This window comes from Cystobacter fuscus (assembly GCF_044360685.1).
Taxonomy (GTDB): domain Bacteria; phylum Myxococcota; class Myxococcia; order Myxococcales; family Myxococcaceae; genus Cystobacter; species Cystobacter fuscus_C.
The window spans coordinates 9395335-9420146 of sequence record NZ_CP043491.1 but is presented as its reverse complement, the minus strand read 5'-3'; the positions used below and the strand labels follow the sequence as shown (position 1 = coordinate 9420146).

22 protein-coding genes are annotated in these 24812 nt (G+C 69.7%); 6 read left to right on the top strand and 16 right to left on the bottom strand.

Annotated elements, in window-relative coordinates; all coding sequences use genetic code 11:
- Nucleotide 1: 1 nt before the first annotated feature.
- Entirely contained in the window at nt 2-2077 is a 2076-nt protein-coding gene (locus F0U63_RS38530; RefSeq protein ID WP_395838148.1) for an FHIPEP family type III secretion protein, read from the top strand.
- A gap of 9 nt (nt 2078-2086) precedes the next feature.
- Here F0U63_RS38530 and F0U63_RS38525 read toward each other — a convergent pair whose 3' ends face one another.
- From F0U63_RS38525 to ligA, 6 genes are all read right to left on the bottom strand, one after another.
- The gene (locus F0U63_RS38525; protein ID WP_095989942.1) at nt 2087-2428 is read right to left on the bottom strand and encodes an HU family DNA-binding protein; all 342 of its coding nucleotides are present in this window, start codon (nt 2426-2428) and stop codon (nt 2087-2089) included.
- A gap of 123 nt (nt 2429-2551) precedes the next feature.
- Nucleotides 2552-3967: a YhjD/YihY/BrkB family envelope integrity protein gene (locus F0U63_RS38520; RefSeq protein WP_395838146.1), complete on the bottom strand. Its 1416-nt coding sequence runs from the start codon at nt 3965-3967 to the stop codon at nt 2552-2554.
- Nucleotides 3968-4086: 119 nt separating this feature from the next.
- Complete coding sequence (locus tag F0U63_RS38515; protein ID WP_395838144.1) at nt 4087-6750, bottom strand: Rne/Rng family ribonuclease; 2664 nt, start codon at nt 6748-6750, stop codon at nt 4087-4089.
- 538 nt (nt 6751-7288) lie between these two features.
- Entirely contained in the window at nt 7289-7735 is a 447-nt protein-coding gene (locus tag F0U63_RS38510) for a DUF3052 family protein (protein ID WP_002626898.1), read from the bottom strand.
- Nucleotides 7732-8016 (bottom strand): acylphosphatase, encoded by a 285-nt coding sequence (locus tag F0U63_RS38505; RefSeq protein ID WP_395838142.1) that lies wholly within the window; start codon nt 8014-8016, stop codon nt 7732-7734. The genes F0U63_RS38510 and F0U63_RS38505 overlap by 4 nt, the downstream gene beginning before the upstream one ends.
- A gap of 14 nt (nt 8017-8030) precedes the next feature.
- Complete coding sequence (gene ligA / locus F0U63_RS38500; protein ID WP_395838140.1) at nt 8031-10058, bottom strand: NAD-dependent DNA ligase LigA; 2028 nt, start codon at nt 10056-10058, stop codon at nt 8031-8033.
- Nucleotides 10059-10356: 298 nt separating this feature from the next.
- On the opposite strand from ligA, the gene rho reads away from it, so the two are divergent.
- On the top strand, nt 10357-11982 hold the full coding sequence (gene rho, locus F0U63_RS38495; protein ID WP_395838138.1) for a transcription termination factor Rho: 1626 nt from the start codon (nt 10357-10359) through the stop codon (nt 11980-11982).
- A gap of 35 nt (nt 11983-12017) precedes the next feature.
- The gene (locus tag F0U63_RS38490; protein ID WP_395838136.1) at nt 12018-12338 is read left to right on the top strand and encodes a hypothetical protein; all 321 of its coding nucleotides are present in this window, start codon (nt 12018-12020) and stop codon (nt 12336-12338) included.
- Between the two features lie 15 nt (nt 12339-12353).
- On the opposite strand, the gene F0U63_RS38485 is transcribed toward F0U63_RS38490, so the two are convergent.
- The 3 genes from F0U63_RS38485 to F0U63_RS38475 are packed head-to-tail and all read right to left on the bottom strand — an operon-like array spanning nt 12354 to nt 14785.
- Complete coding sequence (locus F0U63_RS38485; RefSeq protein WP_395838134.1) at nt 12354-13529, bottom strand: AI-2E family transporter; 1176 nt, start codon at nt 13527-13529, stop codon at nt 12354-12356.
- A gap of 32 nt (nt 13530-13561) precedes the next feature.
- A complete protein-coding gene (locus F0U63_RS38480) occupies nt 13562-14020 on the bottom strand; it encodes a hypothetical protein (protein ID WP_395838132.1) in 459 nt (152 codons plus the stop codon).
- A 27-nt stretch (nt 14021-14047) separates the two neighbouring features.
- Nucleotides 14048-14785: a glutamine amidotransferase gene (locus F0U63_RS38475; protein ID WP_395838130.1), complete on the bottom strand. Its 738-nt coding sequence runs from the start codon at nt 14783-14785 to the stop codon at nt 14048-14050.
- A 275-nt stretch (nt 14786-15060) separates the two neighbouring features.
- Between F0U63_RS38475 and F0U63_RS38470 the strand changes: the two genes are divergently transcribed.
- From F0U63_RS38470 to F0U63_RS38460, 3 genes are all read left to right on the top strand, one after another.
- Nucleotides 15061-16527 carry a glutamine synthetase family protein gene (locus F0U63_RS38470; protein ID WP_395838128.1) on the top strand — a complete coding sequence of 489 codons (1467 nt, stop codon included), beginning with the start codon at nt 15061-15063 and terminating at the stop codon, nt 16525-16527.
- Between the two features lie 43 nt (nt 16528-16570).
- Nucleotides 16571-17755 (top strand): iron-containing alcohol dehydrogenase, encoded by a 1185-nt coding sequence (locus tag F0U63_RS38465; RefSeq protein WP_395838126.1) that lies wholly within the window; start codon nt 16571-16573, stop codon nt 17753-17755.
- An 88-nt stretch (nt 17756-17843) separates the two neighbouring features.
- Complete coding sequence (locus F0U63_RS38460; protein ID WP_002626909.1) at nt 17844-18179, top strand: helix-turn-helix domain-containing protein; 336 nt, start codon at nt 17844-17846, stop codon at nt 18177-18179.
- 35 nt (nt 18180-18214) lie between these two features.
- Here F0U63_RS38460 and F0U63_RS38455 read toward each other — a convergent pair whose 3' ends face one another.
- The 7 genes from F0U63_RS38455 to F0U63_RS38425 form a co-directional block, all read right to left on the bottom strand.
- Nucleotides 18215-18805: a hypothetical protein gene (locus tag F0U63_RS38455; RefSeq protein ID WP_395838124.1), complete on the bottom strand. Its 591-nt coding sequence runs from the start codon at nt 18803-18805 to the stop codon at nt 18215-18217.
- A 137-nt stretch (nt 18806-18942) separates the two neighbouring features.
- Nucleotides 18943-20775 (bottom strand): ArnT family glycosyltransferase, encoded by a 1833-nt coding sequence (locus F0U63_RS38450; protein ID WP_395838122.1) that lies wholly within the window; start codon nt 20773-20775, stop codon nt 18943-18945.
- Complete coding sequence (locus F0U63_RS38445; protein ID WP_395838120.1) at nt 20772-21725, bottom strand: hypothetical protein; 954 nt, start codon at nt 21723-21725, stop codon at nt 20772-20774. The genes F0U63_RS38450 and F0U63_RS38445 overlap by 4 nt, the downstream gene beginning before the upstream one ends.
- Nucleotides 21712-22224, bottom strand: a complete 513-nt coding sequence (locus F0U63_RS38440) for a hypothetical protein (protein ID WP_395838118.1) — start codon at nt 22222-22224, stop codon at nt 21712-21714. The genes F0U63_RS38445 and F0U63_RS38440 overlap by 14 nt, the downstream gene beginning before the upstream one ends.
- 42 nt (nt 22225-22266) lie before the next feature.
- On the bottom strand, nt 22267-23301 hold the full coding sequence (locus F0U63_RS38435) for a CarD family transcriptional regulator (RefSeq protein ID WP_395838116.1): 1035 nt from the start codon (nt 23299-23301) through the stop codon (nt 22267-22269).
- Between the two features lie 244 nt (nt 23302-23545).
- Nucleotides 23546-23953: a hypothetical protein gene (locus tag F0U63_RS38430; protein ID WP_395838114.1), complete on the bottom strand. Its 408-nt coding sequence runs from the start codon at nt 23951-23953 to the stop codon at nt 23546-23548.
- A gap of 115 nt (nt 23954-24068) precedes the next feature.
- Entirely contained in the window at nt 24069-24791 is a 723-nt protein-coding gene (locus tag F0U63_RS38425; protein ID WP_395838112.1) for a PilZ domain-containing protein, read from the bottom strand.
- Between the last annotated feature and the right edge of the window lie 21 nt (nt 24792-24812).

The window sequence follows — 24812 nt, the reverse complement described above, 5'->3', positions numbered from 1 at the left end:
CATGAACCGATTGATGAAGATTCTCCTGCGGGCACGCAGTTCCTCGGACGTGGTGCTCGCCGTGGCGATGGTCGCGGTGCTGGGCGCGCTCATCATCCCCTTGCCGCCCTGGCTGTTGGACCTGGGGCTGGCGCTCAATCTGGTGGCGGCGGTGTCGCTGCTGGTGGCGGCGCTCCAGGCCCGGGATGCGTTGAAGGTGACGTCCTTTCCGACACTGCTCCTGTTCACCACGCTCTTCCGGCTCGCGCTCAACGTGTCGTCCACGCGCCTGGCCCTGGCGGACGGCCACGCGGGGGAAATCATCCAGGCGTTCGGTGAGTTCGTCGTCCGGGGTGATTACGTCGTCGGCGCGGTCATCTTCGCCATCCTCACGTTGGTGCAGTTCCTCGTGGTGGCCAAGGGCGCCGAGCGCGTGGCCGAGGTCTCCGCGCGCTTCACCCTGGATGCGATGCCGGGCAAGCAGATGTCCATCGACGCGGATCTGCGCGCGGGTGCCATCGATCAGACGCGGGCCCGTCGCCGGCGGCGCGATCTGGAGCGCGAGTCGCAGATGTTCGGAGCCATGGATGGCGCGATGAAGTTCGTGAAGGGAGACGTCATCGCCGGCCTGGTCATCGTCCTGGTGAATCTCCTGGGGGGCAGCTGCATTGGCGTGCTGCAGAACGGAATGACGGTGGCGGAAGCGGCCTCCACCTATGCGCTCATCGCCATCGGGGACGGGCTGGTGTCACAGATTCCCTCCCTCTGCATCGCGGTGGCGGCGGGGCTCGTCGTCACGCGCGTGGCGTCGGAGAAGGAAGAGGATTCACTCGGCTCGGACATCGGCGCGCAGATCTTCGGTGAGGCCCGGGCGCTCTGGGTGGTGGTCGCGCTCTGTGGGGCACTCGCCGTGATGCCGGGAATGCCGCACCTGACCTTCCTCGGCCTGGGGGCCGCGCTGGGCGGGCTCGCGTATGTCCTTCCTCGCCTGCGCTCCCTGTCGGGGGGAGAGCCCGGTGCCCCGGGCGAGGCGTCCACCGGAGATGAGGCGAAGGGTGCGCCTGGTATGCCTCCGGAGAGCGCGGCGGCGCCGGTGGGCGTGGCGCCCTTGACGGTGGATCTCGCGCCGGACCTCACCGGGCTGGCGCAGGAGCAGGGGGGCGCGTTCGTGCATCAGGTGCTCAACCGGCTTCGGGACGAGCTCTTCCTCGAGCTGGGGGTTCGCGTGCCCGGTATGCGGGTGCGCACCGGGGCGGCCTATCTGCCGCCGGGGACGTACCGGATCCTCGTCGACGAGGTGCCCGCGGGGATGGGGCAGGTCGCGCCGGAGATGCTCTACGCGTTGGCTCAACCGGAGGAGCTGGCCTTCCTGGAGGTGACGGCCGAGCCGGTGGTGGAGCCGTTCACGGGCAGGCCCATCAGCCGCGTGCCGGCGGACAGCCGCGCGCGTCTGGAGCTGGCGCAGGTTCCGCTGCGAAGCGCGGGAGAGCTCATCGCCGAGCACCTGCGCGGTGTCATCCGCGCGCGCGCGGCGGGCTTCCTGGGGGTGCAGGAGGTGCGCGGCCTGCTGGATGGACTCGAGGCCCAGGCGCCCACCCTGGTGAAGGAAGCGCTCCAGAAGGTGCCCCTGCCGCTGCTCACCGAGGTCCTGCGCAAGCTCGTGGACGAGCAGGTGAGCATCCGCGACCTGCGCGCCATCCTGGAGGCGTTGGTGGCGCCCACCACCGAGGGGGATGCCACGGCCCTGGCCGAGCGCTGCCGGCAGGCGCTGTCGCGCTACTTGAGCCACAAGTTCGCGCCCTCGGGACCGCTCTTCGCCTACCTGGTGGATCCGGAGATCGAGGAGACGCTGCGCTCCGCCGGGGCACGGGGTCCGGCGCCCGCTCCCGAGCGGATCGCGGAAATCCTGGAGGGATTGAAGCGCATCGCCGCGGGCGGGCAGACCGTGCTGCTCACGGCACCGGACGTCCGGCGCACCCTGCGCAAGTTGTGCGAGGGCGCCTTTCCCGACGTCGCGGTCCTCACCTACGGCGAACTGGATCTGCAACTGCAGGTTCGTCCCCTGGGACGGCTGGCCCCGGTCGCGCCGGGGCCCTGAGGGAACTGGCTAGTAACTGCCGCCACTGCCTCGCTTGGGATCGAAGGAGACGTCGGACTGGGGCGTCTGGGGCGGAGGCCGGTTGACCCGGTCGCGCAGCTCCTTGCCCGTGCGGAACAACAGGCCGCGCTTGGGCTTCACGGGGATGATTTGTCCCGTCTTGGGGTTGCGGCCTTGATAGCCCTGGTAGTTCTTCACGTGGAAGGCGCCCAGGCCGCGGATCTCGATGTTCTCGCCGCGGCAGAGGGCTTCCTTCATGGACTCGAAAATCGTCTCGACCGTGGCCTCGGCTTGCTTCTGCGTCATCTGCTTCTTGTTGACGAGGACGTTGATCAGATCGGACTTGAGCATCGCATGCTCCCGCAAACCGCGTAACCCCTCGGAAACAGGGCGCTTGGCCCGTGGTCGAACCCGAGACGATAACAGAACGCCTCCCGCGCGCAAGCCACGAGGCCCGCCAACTGCCTAGAAACGTTACGGATTTCCGCTACCCGCCTCCTGGGCGGCGGCGGGCGGGGAGGCGGGCGTCAGGTGCAGTTGTGCCAGCCCCGGACGCACCAGGATGGCCAGGTCCAGCCACCGGGTGCGGCGCAGGACCTCGAGCCCCAGGGAGTCCGCCTCGTGGAAGAAGGCCGCCAGGGGCTCGAAGCCGGGGGCGGGGGGCAGGTTCCAGTCGCCGGGGGCGACGGGACTGTAGACGCCGTGGACCGCGAGGGTCAGGTCGGCCAGGGTCAACTCGCTGGGGGAGCGGGCGGGAAGCAATCCTCCCCGGTGGTGGCGCGCGAGCAGACCCGCACGCTCCAGGTCCTCGGCCACCTCGTCGACGAGCGACTCGGCGACGCGCAGGCGCAGGGCCAGCTCCCGGGGGAGGGGCGGCGGGGTGCCGTCGAACCAGACGAGGGTGGTCTCCTGGGCGAGCTGGGCGGCCACCAGCTCCCTGGCTCGGGGGTGCGCTCCGAAGGCCCACAGCGAGTCGCGGAAGGTGGCGTGCTCCACCGCGTAGGACAGCCGGGCGCCTCCGAGGAGGATGAGCCAGTCCACGTACAGCCACGCCAGGAACATGGGCAGCGCGCCGAGGGAGGCGTAGAGCGGGTTGTGGCGGAAGCTGTACGCGGCGATGCCCGTGTACAGGTGCCGCGCCACGCTCCAGGCCACTCCCGCGACGAGTCCCCCCGCGAGCGCCGAGCGCCACCGCACATGGGTGTTGGGCGTCACGACGTAGAGCAGGGTGAGCCCCGTGATCGCGGTGAGGGGGGACAGGGCGCCGAACAGCAGCTCGAAGAGGTCCAGGAAGAGCGGGGTGTGGGTGCCCTCGAGCAGCGAGCGCACGCCGCGCGTTCCCGCGAACGAGAGCGCCAGCATCAGCGGCCCCAGCAGTAGCAGGCCCGCGTAGATGAGGCCGCGCACGTACCAGGGGCGGTGGTTCTTCACCCCCCAGATTTCGTTCAGCGACACGTCGATGTTGTGCAGCAGCGAGCCCGACGAGAAGAGCAGGCCGAGAAAGCCCGCGCTTCCAATGGCCGTCGTATTGCCCGGCTCGAGAAACCCCTCGAGGAAGGTGGCCGACTCCTCACGCACCCCGGGCGCCAGCACGGCGGAGATGAACTCCCGGAGGCGGTGCTGGAAGGCTTGTTGGTGGTAGGCCCCGAGCAGGGCGAGCACCACCGTCAGCAGCGGAACCAGCGAGAAGACACTGATGTAGGTGAGCGCCGCGGCCCGCAGGCGGATGTTTTCCCCCTGGAAGCCGCGGGCCAGACTGCGCACCGCGAGCGCGGTGTCCGCGGCGAAGCGGCCCGCCCGGGTTCGCTCCAGGGGCGCCCAGGTGCGCCGGGCCCACTGAAGCGCGCGGGTGCGCAGCCGCTGGAGGAAGAGCGAGGGGAGGGTCCACATCCGAGCCTCGCAGGCTAATCAATCACGAGCGGATGCGGCCAGAGGGCGTCCGCTCGTCACTCCAGGGAGCGTCCAGGCGGCCACCGTTCCTCAGGTGACCGGGCTCCGGACGCCCGCCTTCACTGATTGCCGCCGCTGGACTCGCCGCCGCCCGAGGACGCGGGCGGAGTGCCGCCCGAGCCGGACTGCTGCTCTCCCGCCGGGGCCGTCTGGGCCCGGGCCTCACGTCCCTCTCGGCCCTCACGCCCCTCGCGCGGCTCGGACCGGCGCTGCTCTCCGCGATTGCGGTCCCGATCCCGGCCACCGCCGCCGCCGCCGCCGCGGTCCCGGTCTCCCCGGTCACGCTCGCCCCGGCCGCCGCTGTTGCGTTCACGGTCGCGGTCGCGCTCGCCCCGGCCACCGCCGCCGCGGTCTCCCCGGTCGCGCTCGCCCCGGCCGCCGCCGCTGCCGCGGTCCCGGTCGCGCTCACCCCGCTCGCCCCGGTCACTCCGGCCCGGACTGCCCTCCGAGCGGAAACCGCGCTCGCCGCCGCCGCTCTCCGGGCGGCGCTGCATCGACAGTTCGCCGTCTCCCGAGCCCGGTGAGGAGGCCACCTTGTGGTCTCCACCCTGGGCGCTGCGGCCGTACACGTCGTACTGCTCGCGGTGGTAGTTCTGCTGCGCCTTCACCTGGATGGACTTGTTGTAGCGGTCCATCAGGTGGCGCAGCTCCTGCCGCTCCTCGCCCTGGAGCAGCCGCGCCACCTCGGCGTTGCAGTTGATGACCAGCGTGGGGTCCTTGTAGCCGGGCGCCTCGCGGCGGATTTCCCCGAAGATCTCGTAGGCCACCGTGGTGGCCGTCTTCACGAAGCCCTTGCCGTCGCAGTACGGGCAGTCCTCGTGGAGGACGCGGCCGATGGACTCGCGCACGCGCTTGCGCGTCATCTCCACCAGGCCCAGCTCGGAGATGCGCAGCACGTTCGTCTTGGCCTTGTCCCGGCCCAGCGCCTCCTGCAGGGACTTGAAGACCTTGTCGCGGTTCTGCGGCTTCTCCATGTCGATGAAGTCGCAGATGATGATGCCGCCGATGTTGCGCAGCCGCAGCTGGTAGACGATCTCCTTGGCCGCCTCGACGTTGATCTTGGTGATCGTCTCCTCGAGGCTCTTCTTGCCGACGTAGCGGCCCGAGTTGACGTCGATGGCGGTGAGCGCCTCGGCCTGATCGATGATGAGGTAGCCGCCGCTCTTGAGCCACACCTTGCGCTGGGTGGCGCGCTGCAGCTCGTGTTCGATTCCGTAGGCGTCGAAGATGGGCTCGTCCGACTCGTGCAGCACCACCCGGTCCTTGAGCGCCGGGTCCTGCGCGTTCACGAAGCCGAGGATGCGCTCGTACTCCTCGCGGTCGTCCACGACGAGCTTCTCCACGTCGTGGGCGAACAGGTCGCGCGTGGCGCGCAGGATGAGATCCAGGTCCGGGTGCAACAGGCCCGAGCCGCCGCGCTTCTCGTTGCGGCGCACCACCTGGTTCCACACCTCGATGAGGAAGCGGATGTCGCTCTCGAGCTTCTCCTGGGGCACGTTCTCGGCCACCGTGCGCACGATGAAGCCCGTGCCGGGCGGACGGAAGCGGTCCACCATCTCGCGCAGGCGCTTGCGCTCCTTCTCGTTGGAGATGCGGCGGCTGATGCCCACGTGGTCCACCGTGGGCATGAACACCAGGTGGCGGCCCGGAATGGAGATGTGCGAGGTGAGGCGCGCGCCCTTGGTCCCGATGGGATCCTTGGAGATCTGCACCACGACCTCCTGGCCCACCTTCAGGAGCTCCTCGATCTTCGCCGTCTTGCGCGGCTTGTTCTTCTCCTCCTCGCGCTTGCGCTGCGGCTGCTCGTCGCGCGCCTTGCGGGGCTTGTCCTTCTCCCGGTCCTTGTCGCGCTCGCGGTCCTTCTGGTCGCGGCGGCCCTCACGCGCCTCGCGGGCGGCCTCGCGGTTCTCCCGGGGCGCGCGGCGCTCGCCAGCGGCCGTCTCCGGACGCAGGGCGGGGGCGGGGGTGCTCTCCCCGGCGCTCGTGGAGGCACCCGTCGCGGCGACGGCGGGCTCGGTGGGGGTGCTCTCGGGAGCGGGCGGGGCCACGGCCGCGTCCGGAGCCGTCTCGGCCACGGGCAGAGTCGCCTCGGTCACGACCGGGGCGGCCTCGGTCACGGGCGCGAGCGCCTCGGGCGCGACGAGGGGCTCGGGCACGGCCCGCGCCTCGATGGGCGCGGACACCACCGAGGGCGTCTCCGTCACCGGGGAGGCAGCGGCCTCCGCGACGGGGGCGGGAGCGGCCTCGAGGGTGGAGGGCTCGGGGCTGGCGGGCTGCGCCTGAGCGGGAGCGGTCGCCCCGGTGGGCGCCGCCGCGGCGTCGAGCGCGGGGGCGACGTCGGCGGCCGGAGGGGCGGGCTCGTTCACCTCGGCTTCCGGCTCGGAGGGCTCGTGGTGGGCCGCCTCGGCGGCCATGGCCTCGGACTCCTCGGGCACGTCGAGGGCGTCTTCGTGCTCGCCCTCGGTCAGCTCGAACTGGGCCCGGGCGAAGTCCGGGTCGTAGACGACGTCGCTGACGTAGAGGAAGGCGGCCTTTTCCAGGCCGATGTCGACGAAAGCCGCCTGCATGCCGGGGAGCACCCGGACCACGCGGCCCTTGTAGATGTTGCCGACGACTCCCTTGTCCTTCTTACGCTCGAGGTAGAACTCCGCGATGTGCCCGTTCTCGACGAGGGCAACCCGGGTCTCCCGGCCCGCGGCGTTGATGACGAGGATGCTGCTCATGGACGAATCCTGGGCGCGCGCGGGGAGGCGTGAGCTCCGGCGGACGGGAGGCGACGGCGTCTCCAGCTTCCGAGCGCGCTGCGAGGGGAGAGGCGGTCCCTGCACCTCCGCGCGTGCGGACGAGGGCAGACCCGTGTGTCCGGGGGCCCGGGTGCCGCGCGCGAGGGGGGGATGAGGGGACCACGGCCTGCTCCTCCGAGTTCAAGGTCGCCCCGCGATTGTCCGGCACCGTGCCGGGCGGGGACTGACTGCTAATCGAGCGTTCGAGACAGCCCTGGCGCCCGGGCCGCCCGGCTTCGTCCTTACTCACCCGGTCGGAGCCCATGCGTGGGCGCCTTGGGGGTGGCAGAAGCGCGGAACGGCCAGCGCGCCCGGTTCCGCCGGGAACGCACCCGTCTCAAAATCCACTGGCGACTGAACTCCCCACCCCTGGTGGGGAGGTCCGAGGCCTGAAAACAACGAAAGGTTTTCACGCCTGATACGACCTGTAAAGGCGCGACATGGAAAATGTCCGCCGTCTGGCAGCCTGGAGGGGGGCTCAGGCCTGGGCGGTGGGGGCCCGCTTGCGGTAGTCGGGCTTGTCCAGGCGGCCCCGGGGGCGGCGCACCAGGCGCAGGCCCGTCCAGGTCGTGTCGATGAGACACAGCTTGTTGTCCACCATGCCGATGTCCAGCGCCGCCTGGCGGATGAAGTCCTCGCTCAGGGCCGTCTTGATCCCCTCGCCGCTGGGCCAGCACACCCAGATGCCGCCCTGGAGCGTCATGGCGCGCGAGAGCGCGGGCAGGCGCTGGACGAGCTCGTGCGTGTCCTGGGTGAAGAAGAGGATGATGTCCAGGCCCGTCTGGGCGGTGATGAGGAACTCCACGCCGTCGGGCAGGGGGTTGAGCTTCTGGACGAAGCCGCGCGGGGGGTTGATGACCGAGACCTTGCTGCCGGACTTGATGCCCAGCATGGACGTCAGGGACGCTGGCGCGTAGGGATTCATGAGCTGCGCTCCACGATGAAGGTGATGAACTCCCCGAGCGCCTCGGCATCGGCGCGCTCCACTTCCGTCACGCGCGCCTGGGGAGGGCCGCGGTGGCTCCAGCTGACGAAGGCTTCCAGGGCGTGGAGCGGGCCCTCGGCCACCGCCTCCACCGAGCCGTCGGGCAGGTTGCGCACCCAGCCCTTGAGGCCCAGCCGCAGGGCCTCGGTGCGGGCGCTCTCCCGGAAGTAGACGCCCTGCACCCGGCCCCGGATCCGCAGGCTCACTCGACGACTGTCCATGCTGCCCACGCCTCCTAGCCTCGTGCGTCCGTCTGGAGCAATTGGAGGAAGGCCTGCTCGTCCACGATTCTTACCCCGAGCTCCTGGGCCTTCTTCAGCTTGCTGCCCGCATCCTCGCCCGCCACCACCAGGTCCGTCTTGCGAGAGACACTTCCCGATACCTTGCCACCCCGGCGCTCGATTTCCTCCTTGGCTTGCTCCCGGCTCATTCCACTCATACCCCCGGTGAGAACCACCGTCTTTCCCGAGAACACGCCCGTCTTGACGACGACGGGCGGCGCGGGGGTGACGCCCGCGGCGAGCAGCGCGTCGATGGCCTCGCGATTGAGCGGCTCATGGAAGAAGGTATGGATGACCTCGGCCATGGTGGGACCCACGTCCTTCACGCGGGTGATGTCCTCGAGGCTGGCCGTGTAGAGCCCGCGCACGTCGGGGAAGGCCTCGGCGAGCACGCGCGCGGTGGACTCGCCCACATGCCGGATGCCCAGCGCGTAGAGGAAGCGCGGCTGGGTCGTCTGCTTGGAGCGCTCGATGCTCGCCAGCAGGTTGTCCGCGCTCTTGTCCCCCATGCGCTCGAGCGTGAGGAGCTTCTCGCGCGTGAGGTGGTAGAGGTCCGCGAAGCTCTTGACCAGCCCCGTCTCCACGAGCTGCGCGGCCAGCTTCTCGCCCAGGCCGTCCACGTCCATGGCGGTGCGCGAGGCGAAGTGGCGTACCTTCTCCACGAGCTGCGCGGGGCAGGTGGCGCCCGTGCAGCGGATGATGGCGCCCTCCTCGTCCTTCACGGCCGCCGCGTGGCACACCGGGCACTCGGTGGGGAAGACGAAGGGGGTGGCGCCCTCGGGCCGCTTGCCCTCCACCACCTTGACGATCTCCGGGATGACGTCGCCCGCGCGGCGGATGAAGACGGTGTCGCCCTTGCGCACGTCCTTGCGCCGCAGCTCGTCCTCGTTGTGCAGCGTAGCGCGGCTCACCGTGACGCCGCCCACCTTCACCGGCTTGAGGTGCGCCACCGGCGTGAGCGCGCCCGTGCGCCCCACGTACACCTGGATGTCCTCGACGAGCGTCGACTCCTCCTCGGGCGGGAACTTGTAGGCCACGGCCCAGCGCGGACTCTTGGACACCTGGCCCAGGCGCTGGCGCAGGTCCTCGTCGTCCACCTTCACCACCATGCCGTCCACCTCGAAGGGCAGCGCGTGGCGGCCCTCCAGGCTCGCGCGGTACTGCTCGCGCACCCCCTCCACGCTCGGCACGCTCACCGCCCGGTTCACCGGCAGCCCCAGCGAGCGCAGGTAGCCGAGCTTCTCCGTATGCGAGCGGAACGCGGGCACGCCCTCGCCCGGCACGCACTCGTACAGGAAGAGCGACAGCGGCCGTGACGCGGTGATGCGGGGATCCAACTGGCGCAGGCTGCCGGCGGCGGCGTTGCGCGGGTTGGCGAAGAGCGGCTCGCCCTCCTCCTCGCGCTTGTCGTTGAGCCGCTTGAAGTCCTTCTTGGAGATGAAGACCTCGCCGCGCACTTCAATCATCTCGGGCGCCTTCACCCCGTCCTGGGGCAGGAGCTCCGTGGGCAGGCCGCGCAGGGTGCGCAGGTTCGCGCTCACGTCCTCTCCCTCGGTCCCATCTCCCCGCGTGGCGCCGCGCACGAAGCGGCCCTGCTCGTAGGTGAGGGTGATGGCGAGCCCGTCCAGCTTGGGCTCGCAGACGTAGCCCACCTGGGCGAGTCCCGTCTGGCGGCGGATGCGCTCGTCGAAGTCGCTCAGCCCCTCGTCGTCGAAGACGTTGGCCAGCGACAACATGGCCACGCGGTGGCGCACCTTCTCGAACTTCTCCGCCGGAGCGCCTCCCACCCGGCGGGTGGGCGAGTCAGCGGTGACGAGGTCCGGATGGCGGGACTCCAGCTCCTGCAGCTCGCGCATGAGCCGGTCGTATTCCGCGTCGCTCACCTCCGGCGAGTCGAGCACGTAGTAGCGGTGGTTGTGGTAGGCGAGTTCTTTTCGGAGCTGCCCGATGCGGGCGGCGTCGGCGGATTTCGAGACGGTCACGGAGGAGGGACTCGGCGGCTGGACTGGAATATGCGGGGGCTCTGTTGCCTGGTGGCTCAGGATGCGAGGATGCCTTGACAGCTCTGGAGGTGGTCAATAACCTCGTGTCGAGCGCATGAGGGTTGTTGTCGCACCTTCAGGCGCCACCTCTTCCCAGCACAAGGTTCTCCCACCCGCGTGGTCCCGGCAAGAAGGGATCCCGGTGCCGCCCTGAGGGCGCTTCGAGTCCCCCCCGGACACTTCCACGACATTCCCGAGCGCGTTCTCCCCCCCCGCGCCGCAAGTACAGCCCCGCACCATGGCCAAAGCCCGTTCCCCCAAAGAGAAGCTCCTCGCCCCCCAGGTCGTCGACATCGAGGAAGAAAAGCCCAAGCGCCGCTCGACCCGGGCCAAGACGGTGGAGCGCGACGAGTCCGAGAAGCCCACGCGCCGCCGGACGTCGGCCCGCCGGGACGAGGAGCCCGCGGCCGAGGAGGCCCCGGTGGTCGCCACGCCGCGCCCGGTCCTCACGCCCATCCCCTCGCACCCCGTCCGGGATGAGGAGTACCAGGAGGTGCGCGCGGCGGCCGATCACGAGGAGGAGGCCTCCCAGCAGGCTCCAGCTCCCGAGCTCGTCGAGGTGTCCTCGGGCGCGGACGCCGGCCCCTCGGACGCGCCGGCCATGCAGGTCATCAAGCTCAATGACCTCAAGCGCATGAAGATCACGGACCTGGCGAAGATGGCCCACGACTTCGGCATCGAGGGCTACCAGGGCCTGAAGAAGCAGGATCTCATCTTCGCGCTGCTCTCGGGCATCGCGGACAAGAAGTTCGAGGTGCACGCGGAAGGCGTGCTGGAGCTGCTCAGCGACGGCTTCGGCTTCCTGCGCAGCGCGGACAGCGATTACCAGGCGAGCCCGGACGACATCTACGTGTCGCCCTCGCAGGTGCGCCGCTTCAACCTGCGGCCGGGCGACACGGTGACGGGCCCCATCCGCCAGCCGCGCGAGGGCGAGCGCTTCTTCGCCCTGCAGAAGGTGGACAAGGTCAACTTCGCGGACCCCCTGTCCGAGGTGACGCGCGACCGCATCCTCTTCGACAACCTCACGCCGCTCTACCCCACGCGCAAGCTGAAGCTCGAGCACGATGGGGCGGAGATGACCACGCGCATCATCGACTTGTTCTGCCCCATCGGGCTCGGCCAGCGCTGCCTCATCGTGGCGCCGCCCAAGGCCGGTAAGACGGTGCTCCTGCAGAACATCGCGCACGCCATCTCCAAGAACCACCCGGACGTCTACCTCATCGTGCTGCTGGTGGACGAGCGCCCCGAGGAAGTGACGGACATGGCGCGCAACGTGCGCGGCGAGGTGGTCAGCTCCACCTTCGACGAGCCCGCCACGCGCCACGTGCAGGTGGCGGAGATGGTCATCGACAAGGCCAAGCGCCTGGTCGAGCAGAAGTACGACGTGTGCATCCTCCTGGACTCCATCACCCGTCTGGCGCGCGCCTACAACACGGTGGTGCCGGCCTCGGGGAAGATCCTCTCGGGCGGCGTGGACGCCAACGCCCTGCACAAGCCCAAGCGCTTCTTCGGCGCCGCGCGCAACATCGAGGAGGGCGGCAGCCTCACCATCATCGGCACCGCGCTCATCGACACCGGCAGCCGCATGGACGAGGTCATCTTCGAGGAGTTCAAGGGCACGGGTAACTCCGAAATCGTCCTGGACCGCAAGCTGATGGAGAAGCGCATCTTCCCGACGCTCGACATCAACAAGTCCGGCACGCGCAAGGAGGAGCTGCTGCTCACCCAGGCGGACCTCGTGCGCATCACCGCGCTGCGCCAGGTGCTCCACCCGTTCACGCCCATCGACGCGATGGAGTTCGTGCTCAAACACATGCGCCCGACGGCCGCGAACGCCGAGTTCCTCGGCTCGATGAACCGTTAATACTCTCCCTTCGTTCTCACGAAGGGAGCCGTTGCATGCGCAGCACCCGTTTCGCCTTTCCGTCCGCCCTCGTCGTGTTGGGGGCGGTGCTCTCGCTGACCTCCGGATGCGAACCGATCGACCTGGATGACTTCGGGGGCAATCCCACCCCCCTGTCCAACCGCACCTGCTACCAGGACTCGGACTGCACGGGGAACGCCTGCTGCGGGCTGGGCACCAACCCCACGCACGTGCAGGACGGGCCCAACTGCAGCGGGGTGAAGTGTGACGGCACCTGTCCCGCCGACCACCTCGACTGTGGCCGCTGCTTCGTCTTCTGCCGCGAGTCGCGCTGCGAGGCCGCCTGCAGCGGGTGAGGTCCCCCTCCTCGCCTACTTCACCTCCAGCGAGGCCTCCGCCACGTGGGGCTGCGCCTTGAGGCGCGCGTAGTCGAAGCAGGCCACGATGATGGAGGCCACGGGCACCGCGAAGAGCGCGCCCACCAGGCCGAACGTCGTCTCCCCGGCGATGAGGCTGAAGGCCACGATGACCGGGTGGATGCGTGCGGCCTGGCCCATGATCTTCGGGTTGAGGAAGTACGCCTCCAGCGCGTGGATGCCGATGATCCACAGCAGGATGGCCACGCCCTTCTGGAAGCCGTCCGCCAGCGCGATGAGCACGATGGGCACCGAGCTGAGGATGGTGCCGAAGATGGGGATGAGGCTGAACACGGTGGCCACCGTGGCCAGCAGGAAGGCGAACTTCACCCCGAAGAGCACCAGCCCCAGGAAGGTGAGCGTGCCGTTGACGAGGCAGATGGTCACCTGGCCGCGCACGACGCCGGACAGCGAGCGATCAATCCGCTCGAGCAGGCGCTGCGAGTCGGTGCCGTACTCGGCCGGCAACAGGCTGGTGAAGTAGCCCACGACGGCGTGCGCGTCGATGGAGAAGAACGCGGCCACCATCAGGATGAAGAACGTCATGAACACGCCGGCCACCACCGAGGTGATGATGTGGCGCGACACGGTGACGATGTCCCCCAGGTGCTGGCGAATCAGCCCCGTGAGCTGCGCGGCCACGTCCTGGAGGATCTTCTCCAGGTCCACCGTCACGCCGCCGCCGGACACGCCGTTGCGCATCTCCTCGGGCGTGGCGAGCGCCACGGGGATGCCCTTGGCGCGCAGCCAGTCCTCCACGCGGTCGGCGAGCACGTGGATGCGCTCGGGCGTGAGCGAGTTGAGGAAGGTGACGCCATCGCGGCTGATGCGCGCCAGCTCCTGGTAGAGCTGCGGCACCATGGCGATGAAGAAGAGGTAGAGCGCGAGGAAGAAGCCCGAGTAGATGAGCAGGATGCCCACCCAGCGCGGAATGGCGTGCCCGCGCACCTGCACGCGTGTGAGGCGTGTGACGAGCGGGTGCACCAGGTAGGCGATCAACGCGGCGCCCGCGAAGGGCAGCAGCACCGAGCGGAAGAAGAACAGGATGGTGGCGATGACCAGCCACAAACCCGCGAGGATGTAGAAGCGCTTGCGGCGCTGCGCGAGGAGATCGAGCTCGTGATGCTGCATGGCGCGGCTTATGGCAGAGGGCTGACTGGGTCTCAAGCGGAGGGGATTATGACGCGCCTTCTGTGGGCTTCCAGTCGCTCCAGGCAGCGCAGCATCAGCCGGCGGTTCACCCGGCCCTCGGTAGCTTCGCCCAGCCCCAGCATCTGGTCCACCACCCAGCGGTTGAGCAGCAGCAGGGGCAGACGGTCCGTCGGTGCCAGCCCCCGCTCCAGGTAGCGCTTGTTGCGCATGTAGTCGTCGTAGGCGTCCAGCTCGCGCTCCAGCTCCCAGCGCGACAGCCGGAGCGCCTCCTCGTAGACGGCCTCGGCGGGGCGGGGGGTCGGCTCGGTGTACAGGGAGGCGAACTGCCCTCCCGTGTCCAGGTCTATCTCCTGGACCGGTGGCGGCCACTGCCGCAGGTCCTTGGCCAGCAGCTTGGCCACCTCCTCCAGGAGGTGGTCCATCATGGGGACCGGCTTGGTGTCGAAGAGGTAGTCCCAGCGCGAGGCCATGGCTTGCTCCCTACTCCAGGGGGATGCTCAGGTGAACCGCTCCAGGAAGTTACGCAGGATGGCGTGTCCGGCGGGTGCCGGGGTGATGCCCGCCAGGAGCCGGGGCACGCGCTCCGCCGGTGACTGCCCCCGGGCGGCGGCCTCGGCCTCCAGCTTCTCCTGCCGGGCGAGGATGAGGGCGCGCATGGCGGCCGGATGCACCTCGGGGTGGAATTGGACCCCCCGGATGAGCGGACCGAAGGCGAGCGCCTGCACCGCCGTGTTCTCGTTGCCCGCGAGCACCGTGGCCCCCTCGGGTGGGCGCTCGACGATGTCCTCGTGGGTGGCCTGGACGACGAAGGTCTCGGGCAATTCGTGGAAGAGCGGATCCTTCCGCCCCTCCGGGCTCAGGCGCACCTCCACGGTGCCAATCTCCCGCCCCTGGGTGTTGCGCACCACCCGCGCCCCGTGGGCATGGGCGAGGAGTTGGTGCCCAAAGCATACCCCGAGCACGGGCACCCCCCGGGCGGCGGCGCCCAGCATGAAGTCCGCGGCGCGCTCCATCCAGGGTTCCAGTTGGGTCACCGACTTGGGGGAGCCGGTCATCATCACCGCGTCGTAGCCGGCGGCGCTCGGGGGCAGCTCGGCGCCCTGGTGCGCGTGGAGGATGTCGAAGCGGCACCCATCCGGTCCGAGCGACTCGACGAACCACTGGTCGTAGTCACCCACGCTGAGCTGGACGGGCCGGGCCGCATCACCGGCTTTCAACAGGAGAACGTTCTTCATGGCCTCGGTTTCGACCTGGGTTGCCGGCAGGGGGGGCCCCCCCTAGCTTCGGCTGCTGGTTGTGTTGACGCCCGTTCACTTGCGACGTGCGTCCAGGGTGGTGGGGAGTCCACTGGATGTCCAACGCGCATACGCTTTCACCTCGCCGGGCCGCGCTCAAGATGTGCATCGCGCGGCGGGGTGTGGACCCCGCGAAGAGGCTATCCTCCGCGGAAGCGGGCCGTTGAAGACACGACAGAGGGCACTTCATGGGCAGTGGGAGAAGGAGGAGGCCAATGGCGAGTCGTTCCAAGGCGAAGGTCATCACGTTGCCGTCCCCCGCGAGCAGGCGGGCGCGCGCGGAGAAGAAGGAGCGCGACGCGGGCAGCAGGCCCGTGGGGCGGATGCCCTCGGGCACGGACGTGTTGCAGAAATGGTTCGAGGAGAAGGGCGTCCGGCAGGTGAAGCTGGGCGGAGTGGACCTGGACGGCGTCTGGCGCGGCAAGTACGTCTCCGTGGAGAAGTTCTTCTCCGCGTGCAAGAGCGGCATGGGCTTCTGTGACGTGGTGTTCGGGTGGGACATCGCGGACGAGCTGCTCGACAACACCCAGGTGACGGGCTGGCACACGGGCTACCCGGACGGCCAGTGCCGGGTGGACACGAGCTCCGCGCGCATCATCCCCTGGGAGCCGGACACGGCGGCCTTCCTGCTGGACTTCGTGAACCCGGACGGCTCGCCCTTCGAGCCGAGCCCCCGCCAGCTCCTGCAGAAGGTGGGCAGGCGCGCGCGGGAGATGGGCTTCGTGCCCAAGTTCGGCGCCGAGTTCGAGTTCTTCATCTTCAAGGAGACGCCGCAGTCGCTCAAGGACAAGGGCTACACGCGCCTCACGCCGCTCACCCCCGGCATGTTCGGCTACTCGTGGCTGCGCACGTCGCTCAACGCGCCGCTCGTGCACGACATCATCAACGGCTGCCGGGACTTCGGCGTGGAGCTGGAGGGCTTCCACACCGAGACGGGTCCGGGCGTCTTCGAGGCCGCGGTGCGCTACGACACCCTGGAGAAGATCGCCGACAAGGCGGTGCTCTTCAAGACGGCGGTCAAGGAGATCTGCGCGCGCCATGGGCTCACCGCCTGCTTCATGGCGAAGGTGGACCCCAAGCTGCCCGGGTGCTCGGGCCACATCCACCAGTCGCTGTGGGGCCTCAAGAGCGAGGAGAACGTCTTCCACGATCCGGACGCGCGCGACGGCATGAGCACGCTCATGCGCCAGTATATCGGCGGGCAGATTTCGCTGATGCCGGAGCTGACGGCGCTCTACTGGCCCACGGTCAACAGCTACAAGCGCAGCGTGGAGAACACGTGGGCGCCGGTGACGGCGACGTGGGGCCGGGAGAACCGCACCACGGCGGTGCGCGTGATTGGCGACAGCCCCAAGTCGATGCGCCTGGAGTACCGCCAGCCGGGCGCGGACATGAACGCGTACGTGGCCATGGCGGCCAGCCTGGCCGCGGGGCTGTGGGGCATCGAGAACGAGGTGGAGCCGCCCGAGGCCTGCGCGGGCAATGGCTACGCGTCCGGTGCGCCCCCGCTGCCGCGCTCGCTCAAGGAGGCGGTGGCGCTGCTCAAGCAGTCCGAGCGCGCCCGGCAGATCCTCGGCGAGGAATTCGTGGACCACTTCGTGCGTACGCGCGAGTGGGAGGCGCGGCAGTATGAGCGCGCCGTCACGAACTGGGAACTCGAGCGCTACATGGAGCTCATCTAGGCGCTCCCATGCAGGCGCTCATCGCGTAGTCAGGAGACACGGAATGATACCGTTCGACATGCCGAGCGAGCCACGCATCACCGAGATGTCGTGGCCCACGAAGATCGTCTTCGGCGCGGGAGCGCTGCAGCGCCTGCCCGCGCAGGTGGCGCGGCTGAACATGAAGCGCCCGTTGGTGATGACGGACGCGGGGGTGGTGAAGGCGGGGCTCGTGCAACGCGTCTATGACGTGCTCAAGGGCGCGAACGTGGCGTACGCCTCCTTCGAGCAGGTGAACCCGGACCCCACCGAGCACGATGCCGTCGCGGGCCTGGAGGCGTACCGGCGCCACCAGTGCGACGGCATCATCGCCATCGGCGGAGGCAGCCCGCTGGACGCGGCCAAGCTCGTGCAGGTGCTCACCACGCACGAGCCGCCGCTGTCGCGCTATGACGACGCGACGGGGGGTGACCAGTACGTGCGCGACGACATGCCGCCGCTCATCGCCATCCCCACCACCGCGGGCACCGGCTCGGAGGTGAGCCGCTCGGGCGTGGCGACGCTGTCGGACACGGGCCGCAAGACGGTCATCTTCAGCCCGTTCCTCATGCCCAAGGCGGCCATCTGCGACCCCGAGCTGACGCTGGGCCTGCCGCCCGGGCCCACGGCCGCCACGGGCATGGACGCCTTCACCCACTGCCTGGAGGCCTACCTGTCCAACGGCTTCCACCCGCTGGCGGACGCGGTGGCCATCGACGGCATCGCCCGCGTGGCGCGCTCGCTGCCCCTCGCCGTCTCCGATGGCAAGAACCTCGTGGCGCGCTCGGACATGATGGTCGCCGCCATGCAGGGCGCCATGGCCTTCCAGAAGGGCCTGGGGGCCTGCCACGCGCTGGCGCACGCGCTCACGCCCATCTCCAAGGTGCACCATGGGCTCGCCAACGCCATCGTGCTGCCCGTGGTGATGGAGTTCAACCGCCCCTCGTGCACCGCGCGGCTGGCGCGCGTGGCCCAGGCCATGGGCGACACCTCCACCGCGCGTGAGGAGGCGCTCGCCGTCAATGCCGTGGAGCGCGTGCGCAAGCTCAACGCCACCATCGGCATTCCCGTGCGCCTGCGCGATGTGGGTGTCCAGGAGAAGGACCTGGAGCGCATCGTCGACAAGGCCTTCCAGGATGCTTCCCACCGGGGCAATCCCCGTCCATGCACACTGGATGATTTGAGGGCAATGCTTCGGGAGTCGTTCTGAGCTGACGCCTGGAGGCGATGCAGTTTCCAACCCCGAACATCCTCACTTCACAGCGCGGTCGGTGCCCACAAGATTACCGGCCGCGCTTATGGACAATGAGAAAGCCATTCTGGCGGGGCGGTTCGGCCATCATGTGAAGCGCCTCAGGAATTCACGCAAACTGACCCAGGAAGAACTCGCGGAGCGCAGTGAGCTGTCCGTGGATGCCATCCGGCGGATCGAGCGTGGCGGGTTCTCTCCTTCCCTGGCGACACTGAACAAGCTGTCCGAGGGGCTCGATCTCTCCCTCAAGACGCTCTTCCAGGGGTTCGGACGGGAGAAGCCCGACCGGGTGGCGGAGATCTGCGACTTCCTCGGCCGGTTGTCCGGCCGGGAGGTGCAGCTCGCCTGGCGGGTCATCCACGCCATGTTCGAGGAGAAATGAAGGGCGCCCTTCGAGCCATTCGTGCTCGGAGGGCGTCAGTTGGCCGGAGTGGGCGGGGTGGGACGGGCGTTGCCCTGGGGCTCGAGCTGCATGGCGGGCTCCTCGTCCTCGGGCTGGGCGGCCTCGGGGTTGTCGGGGAGATCCGTCGAGCCCTCGACCGCGTCGGGCACGGCCGGGCCTCCGGGCTGGGGCGTGAACTCCAACTGCTCCACCGACACGGCGCCGGGCAGCCGGAAGTCCATGGCGGTCACCCGCGGCCTGTCCCTCAAGTCATAGAGCTGCTGCGCCACGGAGCCGGCTTGGATCCGCTGGTCCGAGAAGAAGATGTAGGCGCGAATCTTCCCCTCCTCCACGGGGATGCGGAAGCTGGAGTTGTAGATGCGCTTGCCGGGCTCGCACCGGATGGAGCGGTTCTCGCGCGTCATGGTGAGCTGCCGGATGATGCCCTTCTCCGACACCGTGTAGAGCAGGCAGTAGGGGTGCTGCCCTTCCTTGGGGATGAACTCCACCGTGGCGTTGCTCAGTGCCCGGATTTCCGCGCGCGCTGGTGGCGCCGCCTTCTGCTCCTGCTGACAGCCCAGCCCACCCAGCACCACCAGTGTCACGGCCCACATCCACCGCGTCATGTCGCCTCCCTGGAGATGTCCCTCCGTACGATGCAGCCTAGTCCTGGATTGCGTGAGTGCGCTCCACGATGCCACTCGCCGTCCGAGCCTGAACAGACCCGGTGCGTCATGACTCGATCCGTCCTGCCCCCGGGGGCTCAGGGACGTTGATAGACGATGATTTGCGGGGTCTCGTCCAGGTAGAGCCCGGTGACGGGCGTGCGCGTGCCGTAGGCCTGCCAGAGGGCGAACTCGTGCTCGCGGAACTCCTGGTGGTACTGGTACGCCGCGACGTCCGAGTCCCCGATGCCCCCGGGGCGCAGGTCCGCGCGCAGCAGCCCCTCGCGCTGGTAGTCCTGGAAGGCGAAGCCCGTCACCTCGTGCAGGAAGACGCGCGCGTCGCGCGGCGCGTGGGCGTTGATCCACGGCAGCACCGCCGTCACGTTGCTCGACCAGAACTGGCGCTGCATGCCCAGGGAGGCCGCGCCCGGCAGGCCCCCGGCGAGATCCGAGTAGTAGCTCGTGCCGTAGGGGAACACGCGCACGAGCGCGAGGAGCGCGGGCAGCATCAACAGCGCGAAGACGGGGGTGGCCACCGCCGCGAGGGGCACCCGGGGCCAGCGCTCGCGCAGCCAGCCGGTGAGCGCCTCGCAGCCGCGCGCCACCGCCACGCCCGCGAGCAGGCCGAGGAAGGGCATGGAGGGCAGCCAGTGCTTCACGCCGCCGAAGTGCGGCACGTTGGGCGGGCTGATGATGAGGATGGAGGCCACGGCGTTGACGCCCACGAGCACCTCGGCGAGGCAGAGGGGGCGCACCCACTCGCGCGTGCGGGTGAAGAGGCCGAGCAGTCCCCGGGCGGCGAGCACGCCCAGGCCCGTCACCATGGGGACGAAGAGGCTGGTGGGCACGGTGAGCGCCGTCTTCACCACCACGTAGTCCCAGGGGAAGGGGGGCTCGCGCATGAGCGTGCCCAGGTAGAACCAGGCGTAGTGGTTGTGGGTGGCGTGGAAGACGAGGTACCAGGCCGTCCGGTCCACCGGCGCGTGCCAGAGGTAGGGCCAGTGCAGGTAGAAGATGATCGGGCCGAACACGGCCATGGTGGCCAGGGGCAGGAGGGCGAGCGCGGTGGGGGCGTGCTCCTCGTTGAGGAAGTGCAGCATCCCCAGCGAGCCCACGGCCAGCACGACGAAGAGCAGGGTGTGGGGGCTGAGCAGGAAGAACTTCCGCTGGAAGCCCTCGGGCCCGAGGCTCAACACGAGCAGCGCGTAGAGCCCCGCCACCGCGGCGAACAGCACGAGCACGCGCTGCATGCCGAGACGCGCGGCGGGGTGGCCCTCGCTGGTGCGCCACGCGCGCCACAGGGCGAAGGGCGCGAGGCAGAAGGGCAGGAAGAGGGCGTTGTGCTTGGTGCACACCGCGAGGCCGAAGAAGACGCCGCACAGCACGCCCCAGTTCCGGTCCTCGAGCGCGCGCCAGAAGGCGTAGACCACCAGCAGCCACATGGCGGCGATGGGCATGTCGAAGCAGGCGAGCTCCGCGTTGAAGTACTGGCGGGGCACGAGCAGGAAGGAGAGCGCGGCGAAGAGGCCCGCGGCGCGGCTGAACACCGCGCTGCCCAGGAGGAAGGTGAGGGCGGGCACCAGCGCCGCCAGGGCGAAGGCGGGCAGCCGGAAGGCCGTCGCCGAGCGCAGCCACCCGAGCGTGTCGTGGAAGAGCAGGTGCGACAGCCCGAAGAGCGTCTTCATCAACGCCGGGTGCTCGTGGTTGTAGTCCCAGGCGCGCACGATGGCGGCATCCGTCAGCGCCTGGGAGGGCGCGTGGAAGAGTTGCTGGAACCAGCGCGAGTAGGCCTCCGCCGCGTGGAAGTAGAAGCTCTCGTCGCGCGTGAAGCCCACCGCGGCCTCGCTCGCCCACAGCGCCGCGAAGGCGAGCACCCACAGCGCCAGCGCCAGCCAGCGCTCCTCCCGCGTCGCGGCGCGTCCCCGCGTCATGTCCCCTCCGGAGTGCCCTCGGCGAGGGCGAGCAAGTCGAGGCACACCTGGCGCGTCTCCGCGTTGTCCGCCTGGACCCAGAGCCTCACCGTGCGGGCACGTCCGGGGGGAATGGCTCGCGCCACGCGCAGCACCCCCTCGCGACCGGGGGGCAGCGAGAGCGTCAACAGCGACTCGCCGCTGGCCGCGTCGTCCACGCCCAGGTGCGCGGTGCTCAGCCGGGGCCCGTGGTGGGAGGCGAACTCGCCGACGATGCCCGCCTCAAGCCGCCACTGCGTATCCGCGGGCACGTCGTCGAACTCCGCCACCAATCGCCGCGGCCCGCCCGGCGCGTGCATCCACAGGCAGCGCCGGGGCTCGTAATGGATTTCGTGCCACTCGGTGGCCACGTACAGGTGGGGCGGGCCCGGACAGCGGTGCGCGCGGCCGTCGAAGGGGCAGTCCTGCCGCGTGCCGTCCGGCGACTCCAGGTAGACGCGGGCGCGTGCCTGGGCCTCGGAGGCCACGAAGCGCGCGGGACGGTGGCGTCCGTTCTCGTACAGCGTCAGCTCCAGGGGGCCGGCCCGGCGCGGGGGGCCCACGGCGGTGCGTCCCGGGAGGAACGCCTCCCGGAAGGCCGAGACGTCGGCACGGGGCAGATCCGGCTGGGCGAGCACCCAGATGCGCGGGTGCGCGAGGAAGTCCCCCTGGTCCGAGCCGAGGTAGCCGTGGATGGGCACCTGCTCGGGCAGGTAGAGCCGGGCCCTCTCCGTCCACCAGGGGAAGAGGAGGACGGCGTCGCCCGGACGGGCCTCGGCGCGCAGCCAGTCCGCCACCATGCGGTAGTCCCCTTCGGAGGGGAGGCGGCCGGGGAGCCGGAGCTGGAAGACGAGACAGGCGAGCGCGACGAGCACCAGGCCCCCCAGCTCGAGCAGGAGGAGCGCGCGGGGGAAGGGCCTAGGACTTCGCAAGGCGGAGTTTCTGCTCGCTCTTGTCGCGACAGAAGGTGCAGAAGGACGCCTCGCCCGCGCCGAACGAGGGCGTCCAGGGCGGGTACATCGAGCAGCGCGGATCCAGGCAGTGGTGCAGGCCCCACAGGTGGCCGATCTGCTGGAGCGCGTTGCGGGCGATGGGCTTGAAGGACGCCTCGAAGTCCTTGTAGCCGTGGGTGGAGATGATGGCGCGGTTCTTGTTGTACACGGCGAAGCCCGTGGTGGGGGCCTTGCCGCCCGGCACCTCGCGCTCCTTCAGCTTGCGCGAGGTGACGAAGAGCACCTTGTCATCCTCGTAGGCACGCACGCCCTTGAGCTCCGCGATGAGCTTCTCCGCGTCCAGCGGCTCGGACATGCCCGCGGGCACCTCCTTCTGGTCGGAGTGCTCGCTGCCCACGCCAAACGCCGTGTAGAGCGTCTGGCAGAGCTTCGCGATCTGCTTTTCGTCGAAGGAGTCCAGCGTCACGACGCGAATCACGGGAAGTCACCTCGGAAACGGGACGCGTGGTCCCGGGGGACGTCACTCATCGGCCTCGATGTCCTCATCGAGATCATTCTCCGGCTCGACCTCCTCGGACTCGGGAGGCTTCGCCTTGGGCGGACGGCCACGCTTCTTGGGCGCGGCGGCCTCGGCGCCCTCGGGCTTGGGCTTGGGCGGACGGCCGCGCTTCTTGGGCGCGGCGGCGGCGGCCTCGGCCCCCTCGGGCTTGGGCTTGGGCGGACGGCCGCGCTTCTTGGGCGCCGCATCGGCGGCCTCGGCCCCCTCGGGCTTGGGCTTGGGCGGACGGCCGCGCTTCTTGGGCGCCGAATCGGCGCCCTCGCCGGCCGCGGCCTTCTTGCGCGGCTTGGCCTCGTCCTCGTCGCCCTCGCCCTCCGCCTCGTCCCCGGCCTCCTCGGAGGACTCCTCCTCCTCGGGGGGTGCCTCCTCCTCGTCCGGAGGCAGGTCCAGGTCGCCGTCGAGCCCGAGCAGGTCGGCATCCAGGCCGAGATCGTCGTCGCCCTCGCCGCGGACCTTGAACTCGGCGGCGGTGCGCTTGGGGCGCTCGCGGCCGGGCGGGAAGAGGACGACGTCGATGGCGTCCTCGGCGTTGCACTCGGGGATGTCGAGCGCGGCGGCCAGCTCGGACACGAGCAGGTGGCGGGCGTTGTCGTACAGCTCACGCTCCTTGGTGGGCAGCGGACGCAGCTCGCTGAGCACCTGGAGGCCCTTGACCACCTCGGCCAGACCCAACAGGCCGCCTTGTGTCATGCGGTCCAGGTTGGTCCGGGCGCGCTGCTTCCAATCCAGGTCGGCCTTGTCGCTGTCGGAGCGCAGGAAGTCGATGACCTGGGTGACGTCATCGGCGCCCGCCACCTTGCGCACACCGATGGACACCACCTTGGCCTGGGGGACCATGACCACGGCCCCATCTTCTTCCCGGCGCATGGTGACGAAGGTGAGCTTCTGCCCGGCTACCTCCTTCACATCGATGGCCGAGACGCGGCAGACACCCTGGTTGGGGTAGACCACCCGGTCGCCAACCGCGAGCTGGAGTGACGCGGAGCCTTCTGGCATGTCCCCCTCATCAAGTAGGAGAGAAGCGGCGCTCGTAGCATAACCCTTCCCGGATGCCACGACTTACCGACGGAGACTTCTGACTCCCGGACGTCCAGGCACCCAGCCGGGCGGGTCTCCTCTGGGAGGGACTTGCGAGCCGGGGGCCCCCGCCCCAGGGGGAGCCGCCGAAGGAGCGGGGCGCCCCGGGTTCACGACGCGGGGCGCCAGGACTTCACGATTTTGAACGAAGGCGGGTGCGGCCTCAGGTTCCCGGCGTCGCCGGGTCCGGTGCGGCACAGACGGGGGACGCGCTGCCGCGGAAGTTGCTGATGCACTGATAGCCGGTGCGGCAATCCGCGTTCGTCGTGCACTTGATGAAACAGGCGGATACGTCGGCGCGGGCGCCCGTGCTCACGCAGGTGCTCCCCGTGGGGCAGGTGTCATCCTTGCCGGGGAAGCAGGACTCGGAGCAGTAGCCACCCGGGGTGTTGGGGGGGGGCGGGAGGTTGGGGCCGTTGGGGGCGGGGGCGCTGGGGCTTGAACCGTTGATGCAGAAGCCCATGTCCCCGCACTCGTTATCCAAGGTGCATGCCGCGCCCACCGTCGTGCCACAGCCCGCGAGCCCCAGTCCCAGCACGACCGCTCCCAGCACGTTCCATCGCAGCTTCATGGTCAGGTCCTCCACGTGTCCGGGCTCCGAGCCCGGGCGAGAATGGGAGCGCCCGTCGCCTGGCCCTCCCGAGGACTCGCGCCATACCCCGGCTGTCACGGGGGCACAACGACTCTCAGGGCACGCGCATGACGGCGTCCATTCCGAAGCAGATGCGGGCGCGCCAGGGCGGGGGCGGCATGGACTCGAGCGTGAGCAGCTTCTCCAGGCGCTCCACCGTGTCCGGGCTCAAGGTGTTGAAGTTGACACCGAAGGTGGGCAGGACCTCGGGGCCCCCCGCGGACGTCCACGCCACCTCGCCGTGCAGCATGAGCGTGCCCAGCGTCAGCTCCATCTCCAGCAGGAAGGGCATGCCCACCTTCACCGAGGAGGGCAGCTCGGGCGCCTCCACTTCCAGACCCACGCCTCCGCGCGACAGGTCCCTCACGAAGAAGGGCGGGGCGAAGGGCGTGGCCTCCTCCAGGGCCGGCACGTTCAGGGGAATGCGCGCGTAGCGGCGCAGCTTCTCCGACTCCTGGAGATCGAAGACGCGCTGGAGCACGGCATCCAGGCCCCCGCGGTCCTGTCCCGGGTCGTACTTGATGGTGAGCACGTGGCGGCCGTTGGCCTGCGGCGTGACGCGCACGACCTCGCCCATCACTTCCACGGGCGTGGCCACTCCGGGGTTGTACATCTCGAAGACGAAGCGCGTACCCACCGGGATGTTCTTCTGCGTCTGCAGGGTCACTCCCCCTCGGCCGATGCTGCGGGTGTACTCACTCAGCAGGGCTTCGGGTCTCTTGTAGGCCACCTTGAGGCGAACCTCGCCGAGGGCCCGCTTCGTCACGCTCTGGCTCATGGCCGCCAATCATACGGCAAA

Bases quoted from the DNA above. Each gene is read 5' to 3' on its own strand.
- F0U63_RS38530 (WP_395838148.1), top strand. From the start codon at position 2: ATGAACCGATTGATGAAGATTCTCCTGCGGGCACGCAGTTCCTCGGAC.
- F0U63_RS38525 (WP_095989942.1), bottom strand. From the start codon at position 2,428: ATGCTCAAGTCCGATCTGATCAACGTCCTCGTCAACAAGAAGCAGATG.
- F0U63_RS38520 (WP_395838146.1), bottom strand. From the start codon at position 3,967: ATGTGGACCCTCCCCTCGCTCTTCCTCCAGCGGCTGCGCACCCGCGCG.
- F0U63_RS38515 (WP_395838144.1), bottom strand. From the start codon at position 6,750: ATGAGCAGCATCCTCGTCATCAACGCCGCGGGCCGGGAGACCCGGGTT.
- F0U63_RS38510 (WP_002626898.1), bottom strand. From the start codon at position 7,735: ATGAATCCCTACGCGCCAGCGTCCCTGACGTCCATGCTGGGCATCAAG.
- F0U63_RS38505 (WP_395838142.1), bottom strand. From the start codon at position 8,016: ATGGACAGTCGTCGAGTGAGCCTGCGGATCCGGGGCCGGGTGCAGGGC.
- rho (WP_395838138.1), top strand. From the start codon at position 10,357: ATGGCCAAAGCCCGTTCCCCCAAAGAGAAGCTCCTCGCCCCCCAGGTC.
- F0U63_RS38490 (WP_395838136.1), top strand. From the start codon at position 12,018: ATGCGCAGCACCCGTTTCGCCTTTCCGTCCGCCCTCGTCGTGTTGGGG.
- F0U63_RS38485 (WP_395838134.1), bottom strand. From the start codon at position 13,529: ATGCAGCATCACGAGCTCGATCTCCTCGCGCAGCGCCGCAAGCGCTTC.
- F0U63_RS38480 (WP_395838132.1), bottom strand. From the start codon at position 14,020: ATGGCCTCGCGCTGGGACTACCTCTTCGACACCAAGCCGGTCCCCATG.
- F0U63_RS38475 (WP_395838130.1), bottom strand. From the start codon at position 14,785: ATGAAGAACGTTCTCCTGTTGAAAGCCGGTGATGCGGCCCGGCCCGTC.
- F0U63_RS38470 (WP_395838128.1), top strand. From the start codon at position 15,061: ATGGCGAGTCGTTCCAAGGCGAAGGTCATCACGTTGCCGTCCCCCGCG.
- F0U63_RS38465 (WP_395838126.1), top strand. From the start codon at position 16,571: ATGATACCGTTCGACATGCCGAGCGAGCCACGCATCACCGAGATGTCG.
- F0U63_RS38460 (WP_002626909.1), top strand. From the start codon at position 17,844: ATGGACAATGAGAAAGCCATTCTGGCGGGGCGGTTCGGCCATCATGTG.
- F0U63_RS38455 (WP_395838124.1), bottom strand. From the start codon at position 18,805: ATGACGCGGTGGATGTGGGCCGTGACACTGGTGGTGCTGGGTGGGCTG.
- F0U63_RS38450 (WP_395838122.1), bottom strand. From the start codon at position 20,775: ATGACGCGGGGACGCGCCGCGACGCGGGAGGAGCGCTGGCTGGCGCTG.
- F0U63_RS38435 (WP_395838116.1), bottom strand. From the start codon at position 23,301: ATGCCAGAAGGCTCCGCGTCACTCCAGCTCGCGGTTGGCGACCGGGTG.
- F0U63_RS38430 (WP_395838114.1), bottom strand. From the start codon at position 23,953: ATGAAGCTGCGATGGAACGTGCTGGGAGCGGTCGTGCTGGGACTGGGG.
- F0U63_RS38425 (WP_395838112.1), bottom strand. From the start codon at position 24,791: ATGAGCCAGAGCGTGACGAAGCGGGCCCTCGGCGAGGTTCGCCTCAAG.